The 25,380-nt window shown below is 50.4% G+C and carries 18 protein-coding genes; 5 read left to right on the top strand and 13 right to left on the bottom strand.

What is annotated here, in order from left to right; translation table 11 throughout:
- Positions 1-26 precede the first annotated feature (26 nt).
- The 4 genes from M979_RS21305 to M979_RS21290 all read right to left on the bottom strand — a co-directional run bounded on the left by M979_RS21305 (position 27) and on the right by M979_RS21290 (position 3,605).
- Positions 27-1,277, bottom strand: coding sequence for a polysaccharide deacetylase family protein (locus tag M979_RS21305; protein ID WP_064556307.1), 1,251 nt, complete (start codon positions 1,275-1,277; stop codon positions 27-29).
- A gap of 84 nt (positions 1,278-1,361) precedes the next feature.
- Positions 1,362-1,793, bottom strand: coding sequence for a PTS sugar transporter subunit IIA (locus M979_RS21300; protein WP_064556306.1), 432 nt, complete (start codon positions 1,791-1,793; stop codon positions 1,362-1,364).
- 118 nt (positions 1,794-1,911) lie between these two features.
- Complete coding sequence (locus tag M979_RS21295; RefSeq protein ID WP_064556305.1) at positions 1,912-2,682, bottom strand: ABC transporter permease; 771 nt, start codon at positions 2,680-2,682, stop codon at positions 1,912-1,914.
- Positions 2,679-3,605, bottom strand: a complete 927-nt coding sequence (locus tag M979_RS21290; protein WP_064556304.1) for an ABC transporter ATP-binding protein — start codon at positions 3,603-3,605, stop codon at positions 2,679-2,681. The genes M979_RS21295 and M979_RS21290 overlap by 4 nt, the downstream gene beginning before the upstream one ends.
- Before the next feature lie 120 nt (positions 3,606-3,725).
- On the opposite strand from M979_RS21290, the gene can reads away from it, so the two are divergent.
- The gene (can, locus tag M979_RS21285; protein WP_034460898.1) at positions 3,726-4,406 is read left to right on the top strand and encodes a carbonate dehydratase; all 681 of its coding nucleotides are present in this window, start codon (positions 3,726-3,728) and stop codon (positions 4,404-4,406) included.
- A gap of 55 nt (positions 4,407-4,461) precedes the next feature.
- Here the strand turns inward: can and hpt are convergent, their stop codons facing one another.
- On the bottom strand, positions 4,462-4,998 hold the full coding sequence (gene hpt, locus M979_RS21280) for a hypoxanthine phosphoribosyltransferase (protein ID WP_034460899.1): 537 nt from the start codon (positions 4,996-4,998) through the stop codon (positions 4,462-4,464).
- Positions 4,999-5,158: 160 nt separating this feature from the next.
- Between hpt and M979_RS21275 the strand changes: the two genes are divergently transcribed.
- Positions 5,159-7,573 carry a glucose/quinate/shikimate family membrane-bound PQQ-dependent dehydrogenase gene (locus tag M979_RS21275; RefSeq protein ID WP_420535625.1) on the top strand — a complete coding sequence of 805 codons (2,415 nt, stop codon included), beginning with the start codon at positions 5,159-5,161 and terminating at the stop codon, positions 7,571-7,573.
- 76 nt (positions 7,574-7,649) lie between these two features.
- Here the strand turns inward: M979_RS21275 and cueO are convergent, their stop codons facing one another.
- The gene (gene cueO / locus M979_RS21270) at positions 7,650-9,227 is read right to left on the bottom strand and encodes a multicopper oxidase CueO (RefSeq protein ID WP_064556302.1); all 1,578 of its coding nucleotides are present in this window, start codon (positions 9,225-9,227) and stop codon (positions 7,650-7,652) included.
- 156 nt (positions 9,228-9,383) lie between these two features.
- Between cueO and M979_RS21265 the strand changes: the two genes are divergently transcribed.
- Positions 9,384-9,731 (top strand): YacC family pilotin-like protein, encoded by a 348-nt coding sequence (locus M979_RS21265; protein WP_034460902.1) that lies wholly within the window; start codon positions 9,384-9,386, stop codon positions 9,729-9,731.
- An 85-nt stretch (positions 9,732-9,816) separates the two neighbouring features.
- Here M979_RS21265 and yacL read toward each other — a convergent pair whose 3' ends face one another.
- The 3 genes from yacL to M979_RS21250 form a co-directional block, all read right to left on the bottom strand.
- Positions 9,817-10,182: a protein YacL gene (gene yacL, locus M979_RS21260; RefSeq protein ID WP_034460903.1), complete on the bottom strand. Its 366-nt coding sequence runs from the start codon at positions 10,180-10,182 to the stop codon at positions 9,817-9,819.
- 152 nt (positions 10,183-10,334) lie between these two features.
- Positions 10,335-12,932: a bifunctional aconitate hydratase 2/2-methylisocitrate dehydratase gene (gene acnB / locus M979_RS21255; protein ID WP_157093285.1), complete on the bottom strand. Its 2,598-nt coding sequence runs from the start codon at positions 12,930-12,932 to the stop codon at positions 10,335-10,337.
- A gap of 393 nt (positions 12,933-13,325) precedes the next feature.
- Positions 13,326-14,756, bottom strand: coding sequence for a 6-phospho-beta-glucosidase (locus M979_RS21250; RefSeq protein WP_064556300.1), 1,431 nt, complete (start codon positions 14,754-14,756; stop codon positions 13,326-13,328).
- 486 nt (positions 14,757-15,242) lie between these two features.
- Between M979_RS21250 and M979_RS21245 the strand changes: the two genes are divergently transcribed.
- Positions 15,243-16,859, top strand: coding sequence for a DUF3300 domain-containing protein (locus M979_RS21245; RefSeq protein WP_064556299.1), 1,617 nt, complete (start codon positions 15,243-15,245; stop codon positions 16,857-16,859).
- A 12-nt stretch (positions 16,860-16,871) separates the two neighbouring features.
- Entirely contained in the window at positions 16,872-17,720 is an 849-nt protein-coding gene (locus tag M979_RS21240) for a DUF2950 domain-containing protein (protein ID WP_157093284.1), read from the top strand.
- Positions 17,721-17,770: 50 nt separating this feature from the next.
- On the opposite strand, the gene lpdA is transcribed toward M979_RS21240, so the two are convergent.
- The 4 genes from lpdA to pdhR all read right to left on the bottom strand — a co-directional run bounded on the left by lpdA (position 17,771) and on the right by pdhR (position 25,012).
- Positions 17,771-19,195, bottom strand: a complete 1,425-nt coding sequence (gene lpdA / locus M979_RS21235) for a dihydrolipoyl dehydrogenase (protein WP_034460910.1) — start codon at positions 19,193-19,195, stop codon at positions 17,771-17,773.
- A gap of 214 nt (positions 19,196-19,409) precedes the next feature.
- On the bottom strand, positions 19,410-21,299 hold the full coding sequence (gene aceF, locus M979_RS21230) for a pyruvate dehydrogenase complex dihydrolipoyllysine-residue acetyltransferase (RefSeq protein ID WP_064556297.1): 1,890 nt from the start codon (positions 21,297-21,299) through the stop codon (positions 19,410-19,412).
- 15 nt (positions 21,300-21,314) lie between these two features.
- On the bottom strand, positions 21,315-23,978 hold the full coding sequence (gene aceE / locus M979_RS21225) for a pyruvate dehydrogenase (acetyl-transferring), homodimeric type (protein ID WP_064556296.1): 2,664 nt from the start codon (positions 23,976-23,978) through the stop codon (positions 21,315-21,317).
- A gap of 269 nt (positions 23,979-24,247) precedes the next feature.
- Positions 24,248-25,012: a pyruvate dehydrogenase complex transcriptional repressor PdhR gene (gene pdhR, locus M979_RS21220; protein ID WP_034460913.1), complete on the bottom strand. Its 765-nt coding sequence runs from the start codon at positions 25,010-25,012 to the stop codon at positions 24,248-24,250.
- Positions 25,013-25,380 lie beyond the last annotated feature (368 nt).

The following is a 25,380-nucleotide window of genomic DNA, read 5'->3' as shown; positions in this document are numbered from 1 at the left end:
GCTTTGTTAAGCAGGTCTTTTTTTATCTAAGGTTTGGTCTGATTGCTAATTAGCCGTGACATCGTTTCTAGCGAGTCAGTTCTCAGTATATAAAGCCGTTTTAGCAAAAACGGATTATCCCCCGGCTTCACTTTCCCACGCACTGTCGTCACAGCCATATGGAACCCCGCATCGTTAGCAGCTGTCACCGCCTTATCGTTGTAACCGCCGAACGGATACGAAAGATATAAAACATGCGGATTAAACTGCGCAAGCGCGCGGCGCGAGTGCTCAAAATCGAGCAAGATATTACGATAGGTGCGGCGTAAAAGTGTCGGCTGACGATTAGCATCAACGCGATGCAAGAAATGGGTATGCGACTGGATATCAAACACATCCTGGCTGGCCTGTAATTCCGAGATACTCATAAATTGCAGCGTTTTCGGGTTCCAGGTTTGCGGATGCGCCTTAATGCGCGAAGAAATAATAAAGGAAGTCGCTTTGAAGCCGTACTCTTTAAGAATCGGATAAGCGTAGCGATAAACCGATTTCAGGCCATCGTCAAAGGTAATCACTACCGCCCGCGCAGGCAGGTTCATACGGTTACGTACGTAGCCTTCAAGCTGATACATCGTCAGCGTGGTGTAGCCCGTATCGCGCAACCACGTCATTTGGTTGCTGAATGCGACCACCGAAGTAGTTGTTGAAGTATGGCGAAAGCGAGTGTTCTCTTCATCACGCAAAATATGATGGTAGGTGAGTACGGGAATACCATTGTCCTGCTGCGCATCGAGACTGCTGACATATCCAAGACGATTGCCAATACGAATTTGATACCAGGTTTGGTTTAAGCGGTCTTTCAGACTGGCAATTATCGGGTAACGTAAATTATCGGCTAATGTACCAAACGTGGCGCTTCGGGTATCCGGTTCGTTATACACAGCAACATCACGGAAAGTGACTAAATTCTGGTTGCTCAGCGGTTTATTCAGATCACCCAGCCGGTCTTCAATTCGTTGCTTACCCACAACCGGTTCAAGATGCGCTTTATCAATAAATCCGGTGCCAAAACCAAAGTTAAATTCGTAGTAGTCTGCCGCAATTGGCACGACAGCCAGAATCTGCCCTTCCTGAACAGTGCCAACAGAGATGACTTTATCCCCCACTTGCGCCCAGATATCAGCATCTTCAGTGGTTTGCATATATTGCGCAGGGGTGTGATTGCTGCTGAGCAGACTGGCATTAGCACTACTGCCACAAATCAGCATCAGCACGGCAAAGAAAAGGCGAATTAGCATAACGGATTTGATAGCACTGAGTGTCTCAAAGGCCCAAAGAAGGCGTCATTCTAACAAAAGCACACCCAATACCAATCTTTCAAATCAATATTGGTGGAGTAACACAAATGGCGGATTTTTTTGTTGTTGATGCCAGAGGCTGGTGATGTCATCGCCGCCCTGCTCAACAATGCGGTCACGGAACTCTTCACTGGTCAGCGTTTCTCGGTGCATACGCATCGCGAATAGCACAGGTAGCGTGACGCCAGAGATCACTTCACAATGGGAATGTTGGTGGCTCATGAGTGCAGCCGTACGATATGGTGCAGCCCCGGTTTTATCGGTCAGAAAGACCACTCCATCCCCAGAATCGCAATTGTACAATGCATCACACATCATACGGCTTAGCATATTGGTGCTAAGACCATTCCAATAATTAACCGCGCAACATTGCGGTTGCGGCCCAAAACGTCGCTCGATTGCATCCAGCATATCCTGAGCGTAATAGTCATGACCGGCAATAACCCAACCTAACATGGCGTTCTCCTTTTCGCAGAGCGCAAGTGTGCCAGAGCGAAAAATCTGCCACGTGATGCTAATCAAAACGAAGTAAGAAAACTCTGAGTAACCTCCCCTTTCGGGGAGGTTAGCGGAATTAGCTGCGCAGACCGCGGCCACGTTGAATCAGATACCAGCACAGGATATAGAAGGTGGCGATAAAGCCCACCAGCACTGTGACAGTAAACAGCAATGGTACGTCGTTGATACCGAGGAAACCGTAACGGAAGCCACTGATCATATACACCACCGGGTTCAGGTGGGACAGAGCCTGCCAGAATGGTGGCAACAGCGTCAGGGAGTAGAACACGCCGCCTAAATAGGTCAGCGGAGTCAGCACAAAGGTTGGTATCAGGCTGATGTCATCAAAGGTTTTAGCAAACACGGCATTGAGTAAACCCGCTAGCGAGAACAGGATTGCAGTCAACAGCAGCGTTAGGGCGACAAACAGCCACGAGTGAACCTGGAAAGGCACGAAGAACAGCGATACCGCCGTCACCAGAATCCCAACACACAGACCGCGCGCTACGCCACCGCCAACATAGCCAGCAATGATAATGTGCGTCGGCACTGGTGCCACCAGCAGCTCTTCAATGTTGCGCTGGAACTTCGCGCTGAAGAACGAAGAGGCCACGTTAGCGTAAGAGTTAGTAATAACCGCCATCATGATCAGGCCCGGCACAATGAACTGCATATAGGTGAAACCATGCATTGAGCCAATCTGTGAGCCAATCAAATTACCGAAAATAATAAAATACAGGGTCATGGTAATGACCGGCGGTACCAAAGTTTGGATCCAGATACGCGTGAAACGGTGGATTTCTTTCGTCCAGATACTTTTTAGCGCCACCCAATAGAGATGCATCATGCCTTTTCTCCTTTCGGGCCATTTACCAGCGTGACGAACAACTCCTCAAGACGGTTAGCTTTGTTACGCATACTTAATACCTGAACCCCTTGCGAGCTTAACTGACTGAAGACACTATTTATTCCTTGCTCACGCAGCACTTCCACTTCCAGAGTGGAAGTATCCACCAGCCGATATTGGTAACCATCAAGCTTCGGTAATGGGCTTTTCGGCGCTAAATCGAGAATAAAAGTTTCTGACTTCAGTTTCGAAAGTAGTGATTTCATCGAGGTATTTTCGACTAACTCACCATTTTGAATGATGCCAATATTGCGGCACAGCATTTCTGCTTCTTCAAGGTAGTGAGTGGTCAGAATAATAGTGGTGCCTTTATCGTTCAGATCCTTCAGGAATCCCCACATTGAGCGGCGCAACTCAATGTCGACACCGGCTGTTGGTTCATCAAGAATCAGCAACTTTGGCTCATGCATTAAGGCACGAGCAATCATCAGACGGCGTTTCATACCACCCGATAACATACGTGCACGTTCGTTGCGTTTTTCCCACAAATCGAGCTGTTTAAGGTACTTTTCGCTACGCGCAATAGCTTCGCTTTTTTCAACGCCATAGTATCCCGCCTGATGCACAACGATTTGCTGTACGGTCTCAAATGGGTTGAAGTTAAACTCCTGCGGCACCAAACCAAGCTGGCGTTTAGCATTCACAATGTCTTTTTGCAGGTCATAACCAAACACACGTACCCGACCAGAGGTTTTATTTACCAGCGAGCTGATAATACCGATGGTAGTAGATTTCCCTGCGCCATTGGGCCCCAGCAGAGCGTAGAAGTCCCCTGCCTCAACACGAAGATCTACGCCACGCAGTGCCTGAACACCACCGGGATAGGTTTTCGTTAACTGTTCCAGTTCTAATGCAATGGTCATTATTTGCGATTACCTTGTTCGGTACAAAAAAGTTAAGCTGTTTAAAAATTATTTCAGTTGCACAATCAGTTGCCCTATATTACCTCAACGCACTTCATCCGTTACAGGTTGTTAACCTCCATGAAAGACATTGATACCCTCATTAGTAATAACCAGGTCTGGTCAAAACTGATGGAGGACGAAGACCCAGGCTTTTTCGAACGTTTGTCTCAAGCCCAAAAGCCTCGCTTCTTATGGATTGGCTGTTCTGATAGTCGCGTACCTGCTGAACGTCTGACTGGCCTTGAGCCTGGCGAATTGTTCGTTCACCGTAACGTGGCAAACCTGGTAATTCATACGGATTTAAATTGCCTTTCTGTTGTGCAGTACGCGGTAGATGTCCTGGAAGTTGAACACATCATCATTTGCGGTCACTACGGATGCGGTGGTGTACAAGCGGCGGTTGAGAACCCAGATTTAGGGCTGATAAACAACTGGCTACTGCACATCCGCGATATCTGGTTCAAGCATAGTTCGCTACTGGGAGAACTCCCACCAGAGCAACGTCTGGATACGCTTTGTGAGCTCAATGTGATGGAACAGGTTTATAACCTTGGCCATTCCACCATCATGCAGTCAGCGTGGAAACGCAGTCAGAAAGTGACAGTGCATGGCTGGGCTTACGGTATTCACGATGGACGCCTGCGTGATCTGGAAGTAACGGCCACTAGCCGCGAATCTCTTGAGCAAGGCTATCGCAGCGGGATTTCGAATCTCCAGAACTCCCATCGCAGCCACAAGAATAGAACACCTTCGCAGTAATACAGATAGCAAAAAGGGCCTTAAAGGCCCTTTTTTAATGGATGTAGCCGCAGACTTATTCGTCCAGCAGAACCACTTTACCAACGTATGGCAGGTGGCGATAACGCTGCGCGTAGTCAATACCGTAACCCACCACGAACTCGTCAGGAATGGCGAAACCAACCCACTCAACGTTCACGTCCACTTCGCGACGCTCTGGTTTATCCAGCAGCGTACAAATAGCCAATGACTTTGGTTCACGCAGACTAAGAATCTCACGCACTTTGCTCAGCGTATTACCGGAGTCGATAATATCTTCGACGATCAGCACGTCTTTGCCGCGGATATCCTCATCGAGATCTTTGAGGATTTTCACATCGCGGGTGGTGGACATGCCGCTGCCATAACTGGATGCGGTCATAAAATCGACTTCGTGGGGCACTTGCACTTCACGGCAGAGGTCTGCCATGAACATAAATGAGCCACGCAGCAAGCCAACCAGCACCATATCACTACCGCTATCACGATAATGTTCAGTGATCTCACGACCCAATTCAGCGATACGGGCTTTGATCTCCGCTTCGGGGATCATCACTTCAACAGTATGTTTCATAGTTATAACCATATGATTTAAAAATAAATCATTCGATGTTGGTTAGATTTAAGCCAACACAAAATATTCAGGCCAGCAGTATAACAGCAAAACCCATTCCCGTGCCCAATTGGTAAAAAAGCCATTTATGTGATGAATATCACACTTGTTAATAACTATAATGAATTGCTATCAAACTTTTAAGAGCGTGATAATTGTGAAAACAAATAACTCAGGTTCGCGAGTCATCGCAACCTTAACAGTCCTGTTTGCAGTACTAACTGGGCTGTATTTATTCATTGGCGGGATATGGTTAGTGGCAATTGGTGGGTCCTGGTACTACCCAATTGCAGGGGTGGTGATGTTAATCACCGCATGGTTACTTTGGCAACGCAAAGCTCTTGCGCTGTGGCTTTATGCTGCACTACTGCTTTGCACCGTAGCATGGGGCGTTTGGGAAGTCGGTTTCGATTTCTGGGCATTAACCCCACGTTTAGACGTCCTGTTCTTCTTCGGCGTATGGCTGCTACTGCCATTTGTGTATCGTCATCTTATTTTACCGTCTGCGGGTGCAGCTCCCGCACTGGGTGCCGTGCTTGCCATTACCGTGGTTGCACTGGCCTGGGCGGTATTTAACGATCCACAAGAAATCAACGGCACGTTAAGTGCGGATGCGCAGACGCCTGCGGCGGCAAGCTCTACCATTCCTGATGCCGACTGGCCAGCATATGGCCGTAATCAGGAAGGCCAGCGCTACTCTCCTTTAAAACAGATCAACGATAAAAACGTTGGCCAGCTTAAAGAAGCGTGGAGTTTCCAGACTGGCGATGTGAAACGCCCAACCGATCCGGGTGAAATCACTAACGAAGTCACTCCGATTAAAATCCGCGACACGCTTTACTTATGTACCGCACACCAGCAACTGTTTGCGCTGGATGCGACTACCGGTAAACAGAAGTGGAAATTCGACCCGCGTATGGATACGAACCCTTCGTTCCAGCACGTGACTTGCCGTGGTGTTTCTTACCACGAAGCTACAGCGGATAACGCAGCTCCTGATGTCGTTTCTGATTGTCCACGTCGTATCATTCTTCCTGTGAATGATGGACGCCTGTTTGCCATTAATGCCGATAACGGCAAGCTTTGCGAAAGCTTTGCTAACAAAGGCATCCTGAATCTGCAAACCAACATGCCGGTCACAACACCTGGTATGTACGAACCCACTTCACCACCGATTATCACCGATAAAGTTATCGTGATTGCCGGTGCGGTCACCGATAACTACTCCACTCGCGAGCCGTCTGGTGTTATCCGCGGCTTTGATGTAAACAGCGGTAAATTGCTGTGGGCATTCGATCCGGGTGCTAAAGATCCCAACACCATTCCTGGTGATGAGCATCACTACACTATTAACTCACCGAACTCCTGGGCACCAGCGGCCTATGACGCGAAGTTAGATTTGGTGTACCTGCCGATGGGTGTGACCACACCAGATATTTGGGGCGGTAACCGCACGCCGGAGCAAGAGCGTTATGCCAGCAGCATCGTGGCACTAAACGCAACTACCGGGAAACTGGCCTGGTCATATCAAACGGTTCACCACGACCTGTGGGATATGGATATGCCATCACAGCCAACGCTTGCGGACATTACCGTTAAAGGCGAAACCGTTCCGGTTATCTATGCGCCTGCGAAAACCGGTAACATCTTTGTGCTCGACCGCCGTGACGGCAAACTGGTGGTTCCTGCTCCGGAAAAACCTGTTCCGCAAGGTGCAGCAAAAGGTGATTACGTGACGCCAACTCAGCCGTTCTCGGATTTGAGTTTCCGTCCGAAGAAAGACCTGAGCGGTGCGGATATGTGGGGAGCGACACTTTATGACCAAATGGTTTGTCGCATCATCTTCCATAAACTGCGTTATGAAGGCATTTTCACACCACCGTCTGAGCAAGGCACGCTTGTGTTCCCGGGTAACCTGGGGATGTTCGAGTGGGGCGGCATTTCCGTTGACCCTAACCGCCAGGTGGCGATTGCCAACCCAATGGCACTGCCGTTTGTATCTAAACTGATGCCACGTGGCCCAGGCAATCCAATGGAGCCGCCGAAAGATGCTAAAGGCTCAGGCACCGAAACCGGCATTCAGCCACAGTATGGCGTGCCGTACGGCGTGACGCTTAACCCGTTCCTCTCTCCGTTTGGCTTACCGTGTAAACAGCCTGCATGGGGCTATATCTCTGCGGTAGATTTGAAAACCAACGAAGTGGTATGGAAAAAACGTATCGGTACCGTGCGCGACAGCTCACCGCTTCCGCTGCCGTTTAAAATGGGGATGCCAATGCTGGGTGGCCCAATTTCTACCGCTGGGAACGTGCTGTTTATTGGTGCAACCGCAGATAACTACCTGCGTGCTTATAACATGAGCAATGGTGAGAAACTGTGGGAAGCGCGTTTGCCAGCCGGTGGCCAGGCAACGCCAATGACCTATGAAGCGAATGGTAAACAATACGTCGTGATTTCAGCTGGTGGTCATGGCTCGTTTGGCACGAAGATGGGCGATTATATTGTCGCTTACGCTTTGCCGGACGACGCTAAGTAAAAAACTGTCGGATGGCGTAGCGCTTATCCGACCGACAAAACTGGCGGATGAACAGACTTCTGTTCATCCGCCTTTTTTACGCCACCGTAAACCCAAGCATCATGCCTGTGTCTTCATGCTCCAGTAAATGGCAATGCGCCATATACGCCTGCTCTTTAGAAGCCGCATGATCGAACTTCACCAGCACTTCACTGCGCCCACCTTCTACTCGAACCGTGTCTTTCCAGCCCTGACGATGGGCTGCTACCGGTTGGCCATTTTCACTCAGGATGCGGAACTGCGTGCCGTGAATATGGAATGGGTGAAGCATCATGTCGCCCTCACCGGAAATCGTCCATTTCTCGTATTTGCCCTTTTCGGCAGCAAACGCTGGCGTGTTCATATCAAATGCTTTGCCGTTAATCTTGTTGGCATTATGGAAATCGAAGCCCTGCTTACCGTGGTTCATTGCGCCATGGTTCATCTTCCCATGATCCATCTGGCCCATATTCCCCATATTGCCATGCCCGGCCATGTTCATACCCGCCATTGCCTGCTGACCATATTTGTCCATCAGCGCCTGCATCCCCATCATATCCAGCATCGGGTCCATCATCAGTTGCAGCCAGCGTTCGGTAATGCCTTCAATATTTGGCAGAGCCGGTACGTTAACCAGTTTGTCTGGCATTTCGCCCGATGCCGCAATAATCAGTGGCTGAATACGCACCACTGGCTGGGGTTTGTCGAAAGGCTCAACCGTCATACCCATTTGTTTGACTGGCAGCGTGACGATATCAAACGCTTTCCCATCACTCGTATCCACCAGCACTTCGAAACGCTCGCCCATCAGCATAGGGAGTTCGGTTACTTTGACTGGCTCCGCAAGTAAGCCACCATCACTGGCAATCACGTACAGCGGGCGGTTATCGCTGGCCGCAATATTGAGCGAGCGCGCGTTACAACCATTGAGTAAACGCAAACGCAGCCATCCACGCGGGTTAGCATGTTGAGGATAAACCGCGCCATTGCATAATAGAGTGTCACCAAACCAGCCTACCGCGGCACTCATCATGTCTAGCTGATAATCAATTTGCCCATCGGCAGCAAAGCGTTTGTCCTGGATAATCAGCGGAACATCATCGATGCCCCACTGCTTTGGTAAGCGTAACGCACGACTTTCTTTATCATCGATTAACACCAACCCAGCGAGCCCCATTGCAACCTGATGGCCTGTTTTTCCATGCTGATGTGGGTGGAACCAACAAGTTGCAGCGCGTTGTTGCGGCGTAAATTTCACAGAGCGTTTACCACCTGCGGCAATCACGCCTTGTGGCCCACCGTCAACATCACCGGGAACTTCTAAACCATGCCAGTGAACCGTGGTTTCTTCTGCGAGGTTATTATTAATCTCAACGGTAACCTCTTCGCCCTGAGTCAGTTGCAAAGCAGGTCCTAGCAAGTTGCCGTTATAGCCCCAGGTAGTGGCAGTTTTTCCATTGAATGTGCTTTTGCCCGCTTGCACTGCTAAACGAATGCTATTCTTTGCATCAGGGGCGAGAATTCCGGGGATCGGTAATGCGGGTCTATCAGCAGCCAGTGCCGCTTTACTCCAAAGCGGTAAGGCGCTAAATGCACTAATGGCAGCAGAATATTTTATAAAATCACGGCGATGCATATTCAATTCCTTTCTTTAGCAGGCATGTGAATGAGCATAAACCCTGCCCCAAGGGGAAGGTCAAGTTTTACCCAGCGTATGGCGCTGCGAATAAATCTCGTCGCACCTTATTTAACTGTGTTAACGTTTCGTATCTGATGAAAAGTGGTAGATGTGATGAAGATGGGAGTTAGGGCATTAATGCTGGGGTTATTGCTGGCTTTTTCCACCAGCAGCCAGGCACTTAGCGAGTCTGAAGCAGAAGATATGGCCGATCTTACTGCGGTATTTGTGTTTCTGAAAAATGATTGTGGCTACCAAAACCTGCCTAACGGACAAATTCGTCGCGCACTGGTGTTTTTTGCCCAGCAAAACCAGTGGGATTTGAGCAACTACGATACTTTCAACATGAAATCACTCGGGGAAGATAGCTACCGTGATTTGAGCGGTATTGCGATTCCTACCGCAAACAAATGTAAAGCATTGGCCCGTGACTCGTTGAGCTTGCTCGCCTACGTGAAATAGTCGGAACTTCCACAACCCTTTGCGGAAAGTGATGCCGTCCCAAAAGTCTTCCCGCAGGCTTTTGGGACACTGCTTTGAAAATAAGTTATCGGTTCTGCGCCACAAATTCCCGGTAAGCATTAATGACGAGCATAAAGTCCTCAACGCCACAGAAAGACAAACTCTCTTCGTCGTAGTAGTTCATCCCTTCTTCCATTTCATCACCTGAAATTTCCAGCTGATTGGCGCGAATCATCACTTCTTCACCATCGAGCAACACTGTGTATTCATGCCCGACACGTTGCCACTGCCGTTCACTACCTTTTACTGAATTTGCCGCTTCTTCTACTTCATCAAGCAAGCCGAGATTATCTTTCACTTCTTCGTTAAACCAATGGCCCACCACTTCATGACCCATCGACATACGCACTTTCACCAAACCGGTGACATCACGCAAAAATTCATATTCCATGGTGTTTTCCTCTACCCTGCCCGGGGAAATACAGTACCCCTTAGCGTATAAGGTAATTATCGCAGCAAAGTCGGCGAAAAACAGCGTTCAGGCCCGCGCGGGACAAATAAAAAGGGAGGCCTAAGCCTCCCTTGTCGCAGATTGGGGAAATGTTATACCGCAGTCTGGAAAATCACACCGTCAGCTTTCTCGGTATATTGAGAAAGCTTGTCGAAGTTCAGGTAACGATAGGTATCAACAGCAGTCTTATCAACCTGTGCCATAAAGGTCTGGTATTCGTCAGGCGTTGGCAGTTTGCCCAGCAGTGATGCCACTGCGGCCAGTTCTGCGGAAGCCAGGAATACGTTCGCACCAGTGCCTAAACGGTTAGGGAAGTTACGGGTAGACGTTGAAACCACGGTGGAACCGTCGGCCACACGCGCCTGGTTACCCATACACAGTGAACAGCCTGGGATTTCGATACGCGCACCGCTCTTACCAAATACGCTGTAGTAGCCTTCTTCAGTCAACTGAGCGGCATCCATACGCGTTGGTGGCGCAACCCATAAACGAGTAGGCAACTGGCCTTTGTGGCTATCAAGCAGTTTACCCGCCGCGCGGAAGTGGCCGATGTTGGTCATGCAGGAACCGATAAACACTTCATCGATTTTCTCGCCAGCCACATCAGACAGCAGACGCGCATCGTCCGGATCGTTTGGCGCACAAAGGATTGGCTCTTTAATGTCGTTCAGATCGATTTCGATGATCTCGGCGTATTCTGCATCAGCATCAGCTTCCATCAACTGAGGATCGGCCAACCATTTTTCCATGCCCTGGATACGGCGCTCAAGGGTGCGACGATCGCCGTAACCTTCTGCGATCATCCACTTCAGCAGCACAATGTTAGAGCTCAGGTACTCTTCGATTGGCTCGCGATCTAACTTGATGGTGCAACCAGCAGCTGAACGCTCAGCGGAAGCATCGGTCAGCTCAAATGCCTGTTCTACTTTCAGCGTTGGCAAGCCTTCGATTTCCAGGATACGGCCAGAGAAGATGTTTTTCTTACCTTTCTTCTCAACGGTCAGCAGACCCTGTTTGATCGCATACAGCGGGATGGCGTGAACCAGGTCGCGCAGAGTGATACCCGGCTGCATTTTGCCTTTGAAGCGCACCAGCACAGACTCAGGCATATCCAGCGGCATTACGCCGGTTGCCGCAGCAAACGCGACCAAACCAGAACCTGCAGGGAAGGAGATCCCGATTGGGAAACGGGTGTGGGAGTCACCACCAGTACCCACGGTATCAGGCAGCAACATACGGTTCAGCCAGGAGTGGATAACGCCATCGCCCGGACGCAGCGACACGCCGCCACGGTTCATGATGAAGTCAGGCAGCGTATGGTGAGTATTCACGTCCACCGGTTTCGGATACGCGGCGGTGTGGCAGAAGGACTGCATCACCAAATCTGCCGAGAAGCCCAGACACGCCAGGTCTTTCAGTTCGTCACGGGTCATTGGACCGGTGGTGTCCTGAGAACCAACAGACGTCATTTTTGGTTCGCAGTACTGGTTCGGACGAATGCCTTCAACGCCACAGGCACGGCCAACCATTTTCTGCGCCAGAGAGAAGCCGCGAGTGCTCGCCGCAACATCTTTCGCCTGCACAAACACTTCGCTACGCGGCAGATCCAAAGCTTCGCGCGCTTTGGTTGTCAGGCCACGACCGATGATCAACGGAATACGGCCACCAGCACGAACTTCGTCCAGCAACACGTCAGTTTTCAGCTCAAAGTTTGCGATAACTTCGTTGGTTTCGTGGTTACGCACTTCGCCTTTATATGGGTAGATGTCGATGACATCGCCCATGTGCAGATCGTTTACGTCTACTTCGATTGGCAGCGCACCGGCATCTTCCATCGTGTTGAAGAAGATTGGCGCGATTTTGCCACCGAGCACCACACCGCCGCCGCGCTTGTTCGGCACATTCGGGATGTCGTCGCCCATGAACCACAGCACGGAGTTAGTCGCAGATTTACGCGAAGAACCGGTACCTACAACATCGCCCACATAAGCCAGTGGGAAACCTTTTTTGTTCAGCGCTTCGATCTGTTTGATCGGGCCAATACTGCCAGGTTGATCCGGCTCGATACCTTCGCGGGCGTTTTTCAGCATCGCCAGCGCATGCAGAGGGATGTCCGGGCGTGACCAGGCATCTGGAGCTGGAGACAAGTCATCGGTATTCGTTTCGCCGGTGACTTTAAATACGGTAACAGTGATTTTCTCCGCCAATTTAGGGCGGCTCAGGAACCACTCGGCATCCGCCCAGGATTGCAGAACTTTTTGGGCGTGAACGTTACCGGCTTTTGCTTTCTCTTCCACATCGTAGAAGTTATCAAACATCAGCAGCGTGTGGGAAAGCGCTTTAGCGGCAATTGGTGCCAGCTTTTCGTTATCCAGCGCGTCAATCAGTGGATGAATGTTGTAGCCGCCTTGCATGGTGCCAAGCAGTTCTACAGCTTTCTCAGGGGAGATTAACGGGGAAGTGGCATCACCTTTAGTGATGGCAGCCAGAAAACCGGCTTTAACGTAGGCGGCTTCATCAACGCCTGGCGGAACACGATTAGTAATAAGATCTAAAAGGAATTCTTCTTCACCCGCTGGCGGGGATTTCAGCAGCTCGACCAGTGCGGCCATTTGGGATGCTTCTAAAGGTTTTGGAACAATCCCATCTGCAGCACGTTCGGCTACGTGCTTACGGTATTCTTCTAGCACGACGGTTCTCCTCGCTCTCATTGTCATTTCGGTTCCGGCTATTCTCTTCACGCTCCTGTGAGACAGCAGTTTGTAGGGTAAATGCCCGGTACCGCGACGGGCAGCATAGCAGGATTTTCAGGGAGGGTGAATGTGTTTACAAAAAAGCAACATTAAATACTTGCTGAATCGTTAAGGGCAAAACATTACTTTTCGATATGGCCTTCTGGCTTCGTTTTGGGCAGTGGCGAGGCGGCTTTTTCATGTTGCATCTGTGAGTTAATGTCGGGAGGTACAGGCGCTTTCCCGACCTACGATACGGGCTTTGTAGAGTGGATAAGCTGCAGCGTCATCCACCAATTTGAAGTGATGTTGTCGGATGTCGCTAATGCTAATCCGACCAACAAAAGACGATTAAAGCTTCTCACCATTCGAAGCAATCACGTCTTTATACCAGGCGAAAGATTTCTTCCGGCTGCGGTTCAGGGTTCCTTTACCTTCGTTATCTTTATCTACGTAGATAAGGCCATAACGTTTTTTCATCTCGCCCGTGCCCGCAGAAACCAGGTCGATGCATCCCCATGGGGTATAACCCATCAGGTCAACGCCGTCTTCCACAACCGCTTTTTTCATCTCGCGGATATGAGCAGACATATAGTCGATGCGGTATTGGTCATCCACCACGCCATCGCTTCCCTGAACATCAATCGCGCCAAAACCATTTTCAACGATAAACAGCGGCAGCTGGTAATGATCCCAGAACCAGTTCAGTGAGTAGCGAAGTCCTACCGGATCTATCTGCCAGCCCCAGTCCGATTTCTGGACATACGGGTTAGAGACCAGACTTTTAGATTCATCATAATCCAGTTGCGGATTATCGTCCGTGGCTTTGGTGGCAAACGACATGTAGTAGCTAAAGCCGATGTAATCGACACAGCCCTGCTCTAGTGCAACGAGATCTTCACCGGTAATATCCAGCTTGAAGTCACGGCGTTCAAAGTAATTCAGCAGATGTTTAGGATACGTGCCGCGCACGTGAACATCGGTAAACCAGTATCGACGGTGCATGGCATTCATCGCCATCATCACATCGTTTGGCGCACAACTCAGCGGGTAGATTGGGCACATGGCGATCATGCAGCCGACCAGCAGATCTGGATTGATCTCACGCGCAGCACGCACTGCCAGCGCGCTGGCGACCAGTTCGTAGTGTGCAGCCTGGAACATCACCGGCTCGCGATCTTCGCCCGGTTCATACTTCAGACCGGAGTTGGTAAACGGGGCAAAATCTTCGTGGAAATTAGCCTGATTGTTGATCTCGTTAAAGGTCATCCAGTACTTCACTTTGTGCTGGTAACGCGTGAAGACCACTTTGGCAAAACGCACGAAGAAGTCGATAAGCTTACGATTGCGCCAGCCGCCGTATTCGGTAACCAAATGGTAAGGCATCTCGAAATGCGACAGCGTAATCACCGGCTCGATACCGTGCTTCAGGCATTCGTCGAACAGATCGTCGTAAAATTGCAGACCCGCTTCGTTCGGCTCCAGCTCATCTCCAAGCGGGAAAATGCGCGTCCAGGCGATGGAAGTGCGGAAACATTTAAAACCCATCTCGGCAAACAGTTGGATGTCTTCTTTATAGCGATGGTAAAAATCTATCGCATCATGGTTCGGATAGTTTTTCCCCGGCAACACACCGTCAGTAATTTTGCGTGGAACACCATGAGCACCCGCGGTCATAACATCGGCAACGCTAATCCCCTTACCACCTTCTTTCCAGCCGCCTTCCAACTGATGAGCCGCAACCGCACCGCCCCATAGAAATCCATCTTTAAATCCGGACATATTTTTTCCCTCAATTAGAGATCGCGAATGTGCGACCGGTATTGCTGACTGAAATGGTAGACCGAATCATCATGGCAAATACTTTAGTCTGGTCACATGGCGAAGATATCTACCGCTATGAGAGCTGTGCGCATAGCCATTTCAACGGCCATGGTGTTGCTATTTTCCCAAGACAGATTTGGCTGAAGGGTGGAGAATTAAGCGGGTTTCCGAAGATATCATGAAGTAACACAGGGCCTGGATTCGCAAATACCTAAGCCTTTTTCTATGCCATCGCCTACAAAAATTGCTGGGGGTTGCATTTTCTCGACGCACATTCAGCGCGGCTCGAAATAATATTTCACGCTTTCAAACGACATTTACGGCAAGAATCACCGTTTAAGTCAAAAATTAAACTATCAGCGCTCTATACTCGCCGCGATAAAGCCGCCATTCGGCACTGCTCTTTAGTCCAGGGGTATCCTTCTGAATACCAGGAGAAGTTAAATGAAGTTGCCATTCAAGCCTCATGTTCTTGCCCTCATATGCAGCGCCGGCATTTTCGCGGCATCTGGTGTGCTGTACGTTAAAAGCCAGACAGCCGAACCTGTCCCCGCAGCACCTGTTACGCAGCCTGCTCCTGTAGCAACGCCTGCGCCTACCGCGGCAGCCCCTGTCGCTACAGCCGCCACCTCGACGTTTACCACCGCACAGATCGACCAGTGGGTTGCCCCCATAGCGCTGTATCCAGATTCACTGATGTCACAAGTGTTGATGGCTGCGACTTACCCCGCAAACGTTGTTCAGGCGGTGCAATGGTCGCGTGATAACCCGACGCTACAAGGCGATGCCGCGATTCAGGCCGTGTCGAATCAACCGTGGGATCCGAGCGTTAAATCCCTCGTCGCCTTCCCGCAATTAATGGCGCTGATGGGTGAAAACCCTGAGTGGGTGCAAAATCTTGGCGATGCATTTTTAGCGCAACCAAAAGATGTCATGGATTCAGTGCAGAAATTGCGTTTGCTGGCGCAGCAAACCGGCTCCTTAAAATCCACACCTCAGCAGACCGTGACCACGGCGCCTGTAACCGTAAACCAGAATACAACGGTAGCCGCACCTGCCAGCACCAGCTCGTCTTCATCGAAAACCGTAGCCGCGGCACCTGCGCAAACGGTGATTAAAATCGAGCCCACCGATCCGCAAGTGGTATATGTGCCGAGTTACAATCCATCTACGGTTTATGGCACCTGGCCGAACACCGCGTATCCACCGGTTTATCTCCCGCCGCCTCCGGGAGAACAGTTCGCCAATAGTTTTGTGAATGGCCTCGGTTTCAGCCTTGGGGTTGCCACGACTTACGCGCTATTCAGTAATGTCGACTGGGATCACGATGACGACGATTACCATCATGATGGCGGCTATCACGGCGGCGGTAACAACAACATTAATATTAACAACGTGAATAACTTCAACCATATTTCTGGGCAGAATCTCCAGAAAAACAATGTCGCCTGGCAGCATAATCCAGCCTACCGTAACGGTGTTCCTTACCACGACAACAACGTTGCTCAGCGCTATCACCAGACCAATGTCCCGGGCGGCCTGAGCGCCACGCAAAACGCCCCGGTCAATCGTGATGCTCAACGGCAAGCGGCAGCGACACAGTTACAGCAGAACAAAGGGAGAATTGACGCAGCGGCACCTCAACTGGCTACACGTGATGCCCAACGCCAGGCTTCATCTAAACAGCTCAATCAGATCGCCCAACGTAATAACTACCGTGGCTATGATTCGCAAAATACCGATGCCCGTCGAAGTGCGGCGAAAAGCCAGCTAAACAATTCGGGTCAGCAGCAGCAACGCAGAGAGACGGCAAAAAATCAGATCAACCATCCAACGGCACAACAGCAACAGCGCCGGGAGGCGCGCCAGCAAGATCCCCAACGACAGCAGCAGCGGGTGCAATCGGCACGTTCCAACGCGTTAAGCGGGAATGACAGCCGTTCTCCTTCCTGGCAGGCACAAAACCAGCGTGGGCAGCAAAGTCTTCATCGCTCATCGGTCAATCGTGAGCCACGCGCTGCGGCTCGTGGTTCTGAACATCGTGAATTTCATCGTCGCTAACGGGGAGGCATCATGAAAAATCGTATGAAGTTAAGTGCACTTGTAATGCTTATGCTGCCTGCCTTTGTTCAGGCACAGCAACAATTCACCACGCCGGAGCTTGCGGCCAGCTCATTTGCCAATGCCGTGATAAGCCAGGATGAAGCCACGTTAACCGAAGTGCTGGGCGATAACTGGCGTCACTATCTGCCGGATGAAAAAGCCGACCCGGAAGCTGTCGCCCGTTTTATCCGTGACTGGAAAGTGAGTCATAACATCGAGGAAAAAGGCGATGTCGCGCATCTGAACGTCGGGCAGGAAAACTGGCAGTTGCCTATTCCGATGGTGAAATCTGAGGCAGGCTGGCATTTCGATATGGAGCGTGCAGCGGATGAAATTCTTACGCGTACCATTGGCCTGAATGAGCTTTCCGCGATTCAGGCAATCCATGCTTACGTTGACGCCCAGCAGGATTACTATCAGTTAGATAAACAGTACGCACAAAAATTTGCCAGCAGCGAAGGCAAGAAAGATGGCTTGTACTGGCCCGCATCTCCTGGTGAAGCGCCTAGCCCACTCGGCCCAGGCTTCAGTCCGGTGCAACCGGGAATGGGTTATCACGGCTATCACTTCCGCATTCTTACAGCCCAGGGAGCAAAAGCACCAGGCGGCGAAAAGAGCTATATCAGTGACGGGAAAATGGTGGAAGGCTTTGCGTTAGTCGCCTGGCCTGTCGAATATGGCGAAACAGGGGTGACCACCTTTATGGTGAATAATCAGGGAGTGGTGTATCAGAAAGATTTGGGCGAGCAGACGGCTGAAAAAGTGAAAGAGATAACACAATTCAACCCGGATGAAAGCTGGCAGCAAGAGCAGCAATAATCCAATAAAAAAAAGCGGCCTAAGCCGCTTTTTTCTTAACCATCAAACGATTACTTCTTTTTCGCTTTCGGGTTTGGCAGGTCAGTGATGCTACCTTCGAAGATCTCAGCAGCCAGGCCTACGGACTCATGCAGAGTCGGGTGCGCGTGGATGGTGAGCGCGATGTCTTCTGCGTCACAACCCATTTCGATAGCCAGACCGATTTCACCCAACAGCTCGCCGCCGTTAGTTCCGACAATCGCACCACCGATAACACGGTGAGTTTCTTTGTCGAAAATCAGTTTGGTCATACCGTCTGCACAATCGGAAGCGATAGCACGGCCAGAAGCAGCCCACGGGAAGGTGGCGGTTTCGTAGCTGATGCCTTTTTCTTTCGCTTCTTTCTCGGTCAAACCAACCCATGCAACTTCTGGTTCGGTATACGCGATTGAAGGAATCACTTTCGGGTCGAAGTAGTGCTTCATGCCGGCGATAACTTCAGCGGCAACGTGGCCTTCGTGAACACCTTTGTGAGCAAGCATTGGCTGGCCAACGATGTCGCCGATAGCATAGATGTGCGGCACGTTAGTGCGCATCTGCTTGTCGGTACGAATGAAACCGCGATCGTCAACTTCAACGCCAGCAGCGCCTGCATCGAGCAGCTTACCGTTAGGTACGCGGCCGATGGCAACCAGAACTGCGTCGTAACGCTGTGGTTCTGCTGGGGCTTTTTTGCCTTCCATTGTGACGTAGATGCCATCTTCTTTGGCTTCAACGGCAGTCACTTTGGTTTCCAGCATCAGGTTGAATTGCTTGCTGATACGCTTGGTGAAGACTTTCACCACGTCTTTGTCGGCAGCCGGGATAACCTGGTCAAACATTTCAACCACGTCAATCTCTGAACCCAGCGCATGGTACACAGTACCCATTTCCAGACCGATGATACCGCCGCCCATAACCAACATGCGTTTTGGTACAGCTTTCAATTCCAGTGCGTCGGTAGAATCCCATACGCGTGGATCTTCATGCGGAATGAATGGCAGCTGAATCGGACGAGAACCCGCCGCGATGATTGCGTTATCGAAGGTGATGGTGGTTGGACCATTTTCGCCTTCAACAACCAGGGTGTTAGCACCGGTAAATTTACCCAGGCCAGTCACCACTTTAACTTTACGACCTTTCGCCATACCAGACAGGCCACCAGTCAACTGGTTGATAACCTTTTCTTTCCAGGTACGAATTTTGTCGATGTCAGTTTTCGGCTCGCCGAAAACGATACCGTGCTCAGCCAAAGCTTTCGCTTCTTCGATAACTTTAGCAACGTGCAACAGGGCTTTAGAAGGGATACAGCCAACGTTCAGACAAACACCACCGAGGGTGCTGTAACGTTCAACAATAATGGTTTCCAGACCTAAATCAGCGCAACGGAAGGCAGCAGAATAACCTGCGGGACCTGCCCCAAGTACCACGACCTGAGTTTTGATTTCAGTACTCATCATGACCTCTTAATTTATTTCCGGCGGGTCTGACGTCATTTTTATGTCTTAACGCCCATCATCCACCGGGACGTTCTATCCGCCCGCAGTTTACAAAATTGTTAACAAATTTGAAACAACAAACGGCAAACGATTTGTATTTTTGCACCTGAGAATCTCAAACAGCATCATGAGATTACCAGAAAAAAGCCGACCGTTTGGCCGGCTTTTTGGCTTACATCACCAGGCGGCGAATATCGGCCAGCATGTTGTTGATGATGGTGATGAAGCGAGCCCCATCAGCACCATCAATCACGCGGTGGTCGAAGGACAGAGACATCGGCATCATCAGACGCGGAGTGAACTCTTTACCGTTCCAGACTGGCTCAATAGCAGACTTAGAGACACCCAGGATGGCCACTTCAGGCGCGTTAACAATTGGCGCGAAGTGGGTCGTCCCGATACCGCCAAGGCTTGAGATGGTGAAGCAACCGCCCTGCATTTCGCCAGCAGTCAGCTTGCCATCACGAGCTTTCTTAGAGATAGCCATCAGTTCGCGAGACAGCTCGCTGATGCTTTTCTTGTTCACGTCTTTAAAGACAGGAACAACCAGGCCGTTTGGCGTATCAACCGCAACACCGATGTTGATGTATTTTTTCAGCGTCAGCTTCTGGCCATCTTCGGACAGAGAGCTGTTGAAGCGTGGCATTTGCTCAAGAGCAGCAGCAACGGCTTTCATGATGAACACCACAGGGGTGAACTTCACGTCAAGCTTGCGTTTAGCAGCTTCGTCGTTCTGCTGTTTGCGGAACGCTTCCAGATCGGTGATATCAGTTTTGTCGAAGTGCGTAACGTGCGGGATCATCACCCAGTTACGGCTCAGGTTCGCACCAGAGATTTTCTGGATACGGCCCAATTCAACTTCTTCGATTTCGCCGAACTTGCTGAAATCAACTTTCGGCCATGGCAGCATGCCAGGCAGACCGCCGCCGGTTGCAGCAGCAGGGGCAGATTCAGCGCGTTTAACTGCGTCTTTCACGTAAGCCTGAACGTCTTCGCGCAGGATACGACCTTTACGGCCAGTCCCTTTCACTTTCGCCAGGTTTACGCCAAATTCGCGCGCCAGGCGGCGGATCAGCGGAGTTGCATGAACGTAAGCGTCGTTTTCAGCAAATTCAGTTTTGCCTTCGGCTTTAGCTGGCGCCGCAGCTGGTTTCTGAGCTGCCGCTGCAGGAGCCGGGGCCGCTGCTTCTTGCTTAGCTGCTGGAGCCGTAGGTGCTGCGCCTTCCACTTCAAAGACCATAATCAAAGAACCGGTAGACACTTTGTCGCCAGTATTGATTTTGATTTCTTTAACCACACCCGCGAACGGAGCCGGGACTTCCATAGAGGCTTTGTCGCCTTCTACGGTGATCAGTGATTGTTCAGCGGCAACTTTGTCGCCCACTTTAACCATCACTTCAGTCACTTCAACTTCATCACCGCCGATGTCTGGCACGTTAACTTCTTTAGAGCCGGAAGCGGCTGGTGCGGCTTGTGCCGGAGCTGCTTCAGCTTTAGTTTCTGTAGCAGCAGGTGCAGCACCCGCCACTTCGAAGACCATGATCAGAGAACCGGTAGACACTTTGTCGCCAGTGTTGATTTTGATCTCTTTTACAACGCCTGCGAACGGTGCCGGGACTTCCATAGAAGCTTTGTCACCTTCAACGGTGATGAGACTTTGCTCTGCTTCTACTTTGTCGCCAACTTTAACCATAATCTCGGTAACTTCTACTTCGTCACCGCCGATATCTGGCACGTTCACTTCTTTTGCTGCCGCAGCTTGCGGAGCGGCCGCTGGCGCTGCTTCTTTCTTCTCTTCAGCCGGAGCTGGTGCAGCTTGCGCTGCACCTTCGGCGGATTCGAAAATCATAACCAGTTTGCCGGTTTCAACTTTGTCACCTACCGCAACTTTGATCTCTTTGACCACACCTGCTTGCGGAGAAGGGACTTCCATTGAAGCCTTATCACCTTCCACGGAGATGATGGACTGGTCAACTTCAACCTTATCGCCCACTTTCACCATGATTTCGGTGACTTCAACTTCGTCTGCACCAATGTCCGGTACGTTGATTTCGATAGCCATTTTATTCTTTACCTCTTATGCCAGACGCGGGTTGACTTTATCTGCATCGATGTTGAATTTGGTGATAGCGTCAGCCACCACTTTCTTATCGATTTCGCCACGTTTAGCCAGTTCGCCAAGTGCTGCAACAACCACATAAGATGCATCCACTTCGAAGTGATGACGCAGGTTTTCGCGGCTGTCTGAACGACCGAAGCCATCAGTACCCAGTACGCGGTAATCGCTTGCCGGGATGAAGTTACGGATCTGCTCAGCGAACAGTTTCATATAGTCAGTAGACGCCACAGCAGGTGCATCACTCAGAATCTGAGCAACGTACGGTACGCGTGGTTCTTCAGTTGGGTGCAGCATGTTCCAACGCTCACAGTCCTGACCATCACGAGCCAGTTCGGTGAAGGACGTTACGCTGAACACATCAGAGCCAACGCCGTAATCTTTAGCAAGGATCTGTGCCGCTTCACGTACGTGACGCAGGATAGAGCCAGAGCCCATCAGCTGAACTTTACCTTTGGTTCCTTCAACTGTTTCCAGTTTGTAGATACCTTTACGGATGCCTTCTTCCGCGCCTTCTGGCATGGCTGGCATGTGGTAGTTTTCGTTCAGCGTAGTGATGTAGTAGTAAATGTTCTCTTGTGCTTCACCGTACATACGCACCAGACCGTCATGCATGATGACAGCAACTTCGTAAGCGTAAGCCGGGTCGTAAGAGATACAGTTCGGGATAGTCAGAGACTGAATATGGCTGTGGCCATCTTCGTGCTGCAGACCTTCGCCGTTAAGCGTTGTACGACCAGAAGTCCCGCCGACCAGGAAGCCACGTGCCTGTTGGTCACCCGCTGCCCAGCACAGGTCGCCAATACGTTGGAAACCGAACATGGAGTAGTAGATGTAGAACGGGATCATTGGCAGATCGTTGGTGCTGTAAGAGGTTGCAGCAGCCAGCCAGGAAGAACCTGCGCCCAGCTCGTTAATACCTTCTTGCAGGATCTGACCTTTCTCGTCTTCTTTGTAATAAGCAACCTGCTCACGGTCCTGCGGGGTGTACTGCTGGCCGTTCGGGCTGTAAATACCGATCTGACGGAACAGACCTTCCATACCGAAAGTACGCGCTTCATCAGCAATGATTGGAACCAGACGGTCTTTGATAGACGGGTTCTTCAGCATTACGTTCAGAGCACGAACGAAAGCGATAGTGGTGGAGATTTCTTTGTTCTGCTCTTCTAACAGAGAACTGAAGTCAGCCAAGGTAGGCAGTTCCAGTTTCTCGGTGAATTTTGGCAGACGCGTCGGCAGATAGCCGTTCAGTTTCTCACGCTGGCCATGCAGATATTTGTACTCTTCGCTGCCTTCTTCAAACTTAATGTAAGGCAGTTTTTCGATTTCAGCATCGGTCACCGGCACATTGAAACGGTCGCGGACATAACGCACGCCGTCCATGTTCATTTTCTTAACCTGGTGGGCGATGTTTTTACCTTCGGCAGTTTCACCCATGCCATAACCTTTAACGGTATGAGCAAGGATAACAGTTGCTTTGCCTTTGGTTTCTTGTGCATTGCGCAGTGCAGCGTAGATTTTCTTAGGATCGTGGCCGCCACGGTTCAGAGCCCAAATCTCGTCGTCGGACATATCTTTAACCAGTGCAGCAGTTTCTGGATATTTGCCGAAGAAGTGCTCACGCACATATGCGCCGTTTTTGGATTTGAAGGTCTGGTAGTCACCATCAACGGTTTCGCCCATCAGCTGCAGCAGTTTACCGCTGGTATCTTTACGCAGCAGTTCGTCCCAACGAGAACCCCAAATCACTTTGATAACGTTCCAGCCAGCACCCGCGAAGATACCTTCCAGTTCGTTAATGATTTTGCCGTTACCGGTTACCGGGCCATCAAGACGCTGCAAGTTACAGTTAATGATGAAGCACAGGTTGTCCAGTTTTTCACGGGTTGCGATAGTGATCGCACCTTTGGATTCTGGCTCATCCATCTCACCGTCGCCCAGGAATGCGTAAACGCGCTGTGCGGAGGTGTCTTTCAGACCACGGTGTTCCAGGTATTTCTGGAACTTAGCCTGATAGATAGCACCGATTGGACCCAGCCCCATAGATACGGTCGGGAACTGCCAGAATTCAGGCATTAATTTAGGGTGCGGGTAAGAGGACAGACCATTACCGTGAACTTCCTGACGGAAATTGTTCATCTGGTCTTCAGTCAGGCGGCCTTCAAGGAAAGCACGTGCGTAAACGCCTGGGGAGATGTGGCCCTGGAAGTACACCAGATCGCCGCCATCTTTCGCATTGCGCGCGCGGAAGAAGTGGTTGAAACACACGTCATACACGGTTGCAGAAGACTGGAAAGAAGACATATGGCCGCCCAGATCGAGGTCTTTTTTAGACGCTCGCAGGACTGTCATGATGGCGTTCCAACGGATAGCAGAACGAATACGGCGTTCCAGCTCCAGATTCCCCGGGTATTCCGGTTCATCTTCAACGGCGATGGAGTTTACGTACTGACGGGCAGCAGAACCTTCTGCAACTTTTACTCCGCCTTTACGGGCTTCGCTCAGTAACTGATCGATCAGGTACTGTGCGCGCTCAACACCTTCTTCACGGATGACCGATTCGATCGCCTGTTGCCAGTCGCGAGTTTCGATCGGATCCACGTCATTTGGGAAACGTTCTGACATGGGTGGTATTCCTTATCTGTGTCTAATACGTTGATTATCTGGAACCTGTCCCATTGTGCTTTTTGCCCTTCATATTTCGGGTTGTCTCTTTGTTGGCTGCGCTTCCTCATCCCACTCACATAGTTAGCTATGCTCCTGAGGATTCGCGCGCTTGCCGCCGCGATACACCCTGAACTATTTGGGCAACACAAAGCACAATAAGACAGGTTCTGCGTTTAGTTGCCGCGCTCTAAATAGTGGCGCTTAAAAGAACCAGAAATTTCGGGTTCTCATTCCTTACGTTGCTGTAAGCGCCGTAGAGAACGTTCTCGACGACTCTGTTCGCGGCTGCGATCCAGCAATATTTCTTCGATAAATGCCAGGTGACGGTGCGACGCTTCGCGCGCCTGCTCCGGCTGGCGAGCCATAATCGCCGCAAAAATGCTGGCGCGATGGCTGCTCACTTGCGCCAGCATTTCACGGCGCGCATAGAGCAATTCAAAATTCTGACGAACGTTTTGTTCGAGCATAGGTGACATACAGCGCAACAAGTGTAGTAGCACCACGTTGTGGGCAGCTTCTGTGACGGCGATTTGATACTGCATAACAGCATCGGATTCCGCATCCAGGTCGCCGGACTCTTGCGCTTGTTGAATGGCTACATGGCAGTCGCCAATACGTTTGAGATCTTCGTCCGTACCACGCAATGCCGCGTAATACGCCGCGATACCTTCAAGTGCGTGGCGGGTTTCGAGCAGATCAAACTGGGATTCAGGATGGTCAGACAGCAGTTCGACCAGCGGGTCGCTTAAACTTTGCCAAAGACTGTTCTGGACAAAAGTACCGCCGCCCTGACGACGAAGCAGGAGTCCTTTCGCTTCGAGACGCTGAATGGCCTCGCGTAGTGAAGGACGAGAAACGTCAAATTGTTTTGCCAATTCGCGTTCTGGTGGGAGTTTTTCGCCGGGACGCAAGGTTCCCTCGAGGATGAGAAACTCCAACTGCTGCTCAATCACATCGGATAATTTTGGTTGGCGGATTTTGCTGTAGGCCATTTATTCCCTGTCTCTGCCATTAGCCTTCATGTAGTCAATTGGTATGACCAATTTCACATCGTTGACGCTAAAGTAACAAAGTATTCACCTTCTGTCCATATTGGTTTTGATCAGAATCATTAAACCGGGGGTATTTTAACAACAATAAAGGAATGATGTTTCAAAAATGCAACCACATACAAACCTCACGGTTACCACTAAAGAAGTAGATTTAACTTTTTATAAGTCACCAAATTCGCAATTTTGGGCAACTTGAACCGATTCATCAGTTTAAAATATGAATATTAATTCATCTAATGCGCTTATTGTGGGCGATTAATAAACGAAACGAATAACTCGGATTGGCTGACAACTGCTTTCTTTTTATT

The organism is Buttiauxella noackiae ATCC 51607, from assembly GCF_001654865.1.
GTDB lineage: Bacteria > Pseudomonadota > Gammaproteobacteria > Enterobacterales > Enterobacteriaceae > Buttiauxella > Buttiauxella noackiae.
Note: the sequence above shows the minus strand (reverse complement) of the source record. Positions and strands in the feature narration are given on the sequence as shown.

Coding starts and splice junctions, on each gene's coding strand:
- M979_RS21305 (WP_064556307.1), bottom strand. CDS start 1,277: ATGCTAATTCGCCTTTTCTTTGCCGTGCTGATGCTGATTTGTGGCAGT.
- M979_RS21300 (WP_064556306.1), bottom strand. CDS start 1,793: ATGTTAGGTTGGGTTATTGCCGGTCATGACTATTACGCTCAGGATATG.
- M979_RS21295 (WP_064556305.1), bottom strand. CDS start 2,682: ATGATGCATCTCTATTGGGTGGCGCTAAAAAGTATCTGGACGAAAGAA.
- M979_RS21290 (WP_064556304.1), bottom strand. CDS start 3,605: ATGACCATTGCATTAGAACTGGAACAGTTAACGAAAACCTATCCCGGT.
- can (WP_034460898.1), top strand. CDS start 3,726: ATGAAAGACATTGATACCCTCATTAGTAATAACCAGGTCTGGTCAAAA.
- hpt (WP_034460899.1), bottom strand. CDS start 4,998: ATGAAACATACTGTTGAAGTGATGATCCCCGAAGCGGAGATCAAAGCC.
- M979_RS21275 (WP_420535625.1), top strand. CDS start 5,159: ATGAATTGCTATCAAACTTTTAAGAGCGTGATAATTGTGAAAACAAAT.
- cueO (WP_064556302.1), bottom strand. CDS start 9,227: ATGCATCGCCGTGATTTTATAAAATATTCTGCTGCCATTAGTGCATTT.
- M979_RS21265 (WP_034460902.1), top strand. CDS start 9,384: ATGAAGATGGGAGTTAGGGCATTAATGCTGGGGTTATTGCTGGCTTTT.
- yacL (WP_034460903.1), bottom strand. CDS start 10,182: ATGGAATATGAATTTTTGCGTGATGTCACCGGTTTGGTGAAAGTGCGT.
- M979_RS21250 (WP_064556300.1), bottom strand. CDS start 14,756: ATGTCCGGATTTAAAGATGGATTTCTATGGGGCGGTGCGGTTGCGGCT.
- M979_RS21245 (WP_064556299.1), top strand. CDS start 15,243: ATGAAGTTGCCATTCAAGCCTCATGTTCTTGCCCTCATATGCAGCGCC.
- M979_RS21240 (WP_157093284.1), top strand. CDS start 16,872: ATGAAAAATCGTATGAAGTTAAGTGCACTTGTAATGCTTATGCTGCCT.
- lpdA (WP_034460910.1), bottom strand. CDS start 19,195: ATGAGTACTGAAATCAAAACTCAGGTCGTGGTACTTGGGGCAGGTCCC.
- aceF (WP_064556297.1), bottom strand. CDS start 21,299: ATGGCTATCGAAATCAACGTACCGGACATTGGTGCAGACGAAGTTGAA.
- aceE (WP_064556296.1), bottom strand. CDS start 23,978: ATGTCAGAACGTTTCCCAAATGACGTGGATCCGATCGAAACTCGCGAC.
- pdhR (WP_034460913.1), bottom strand. CDS start 25,012: ATGGCCTACAGCAAAATCCGCCAACCAAAATTATCCGATGTGATTGAG.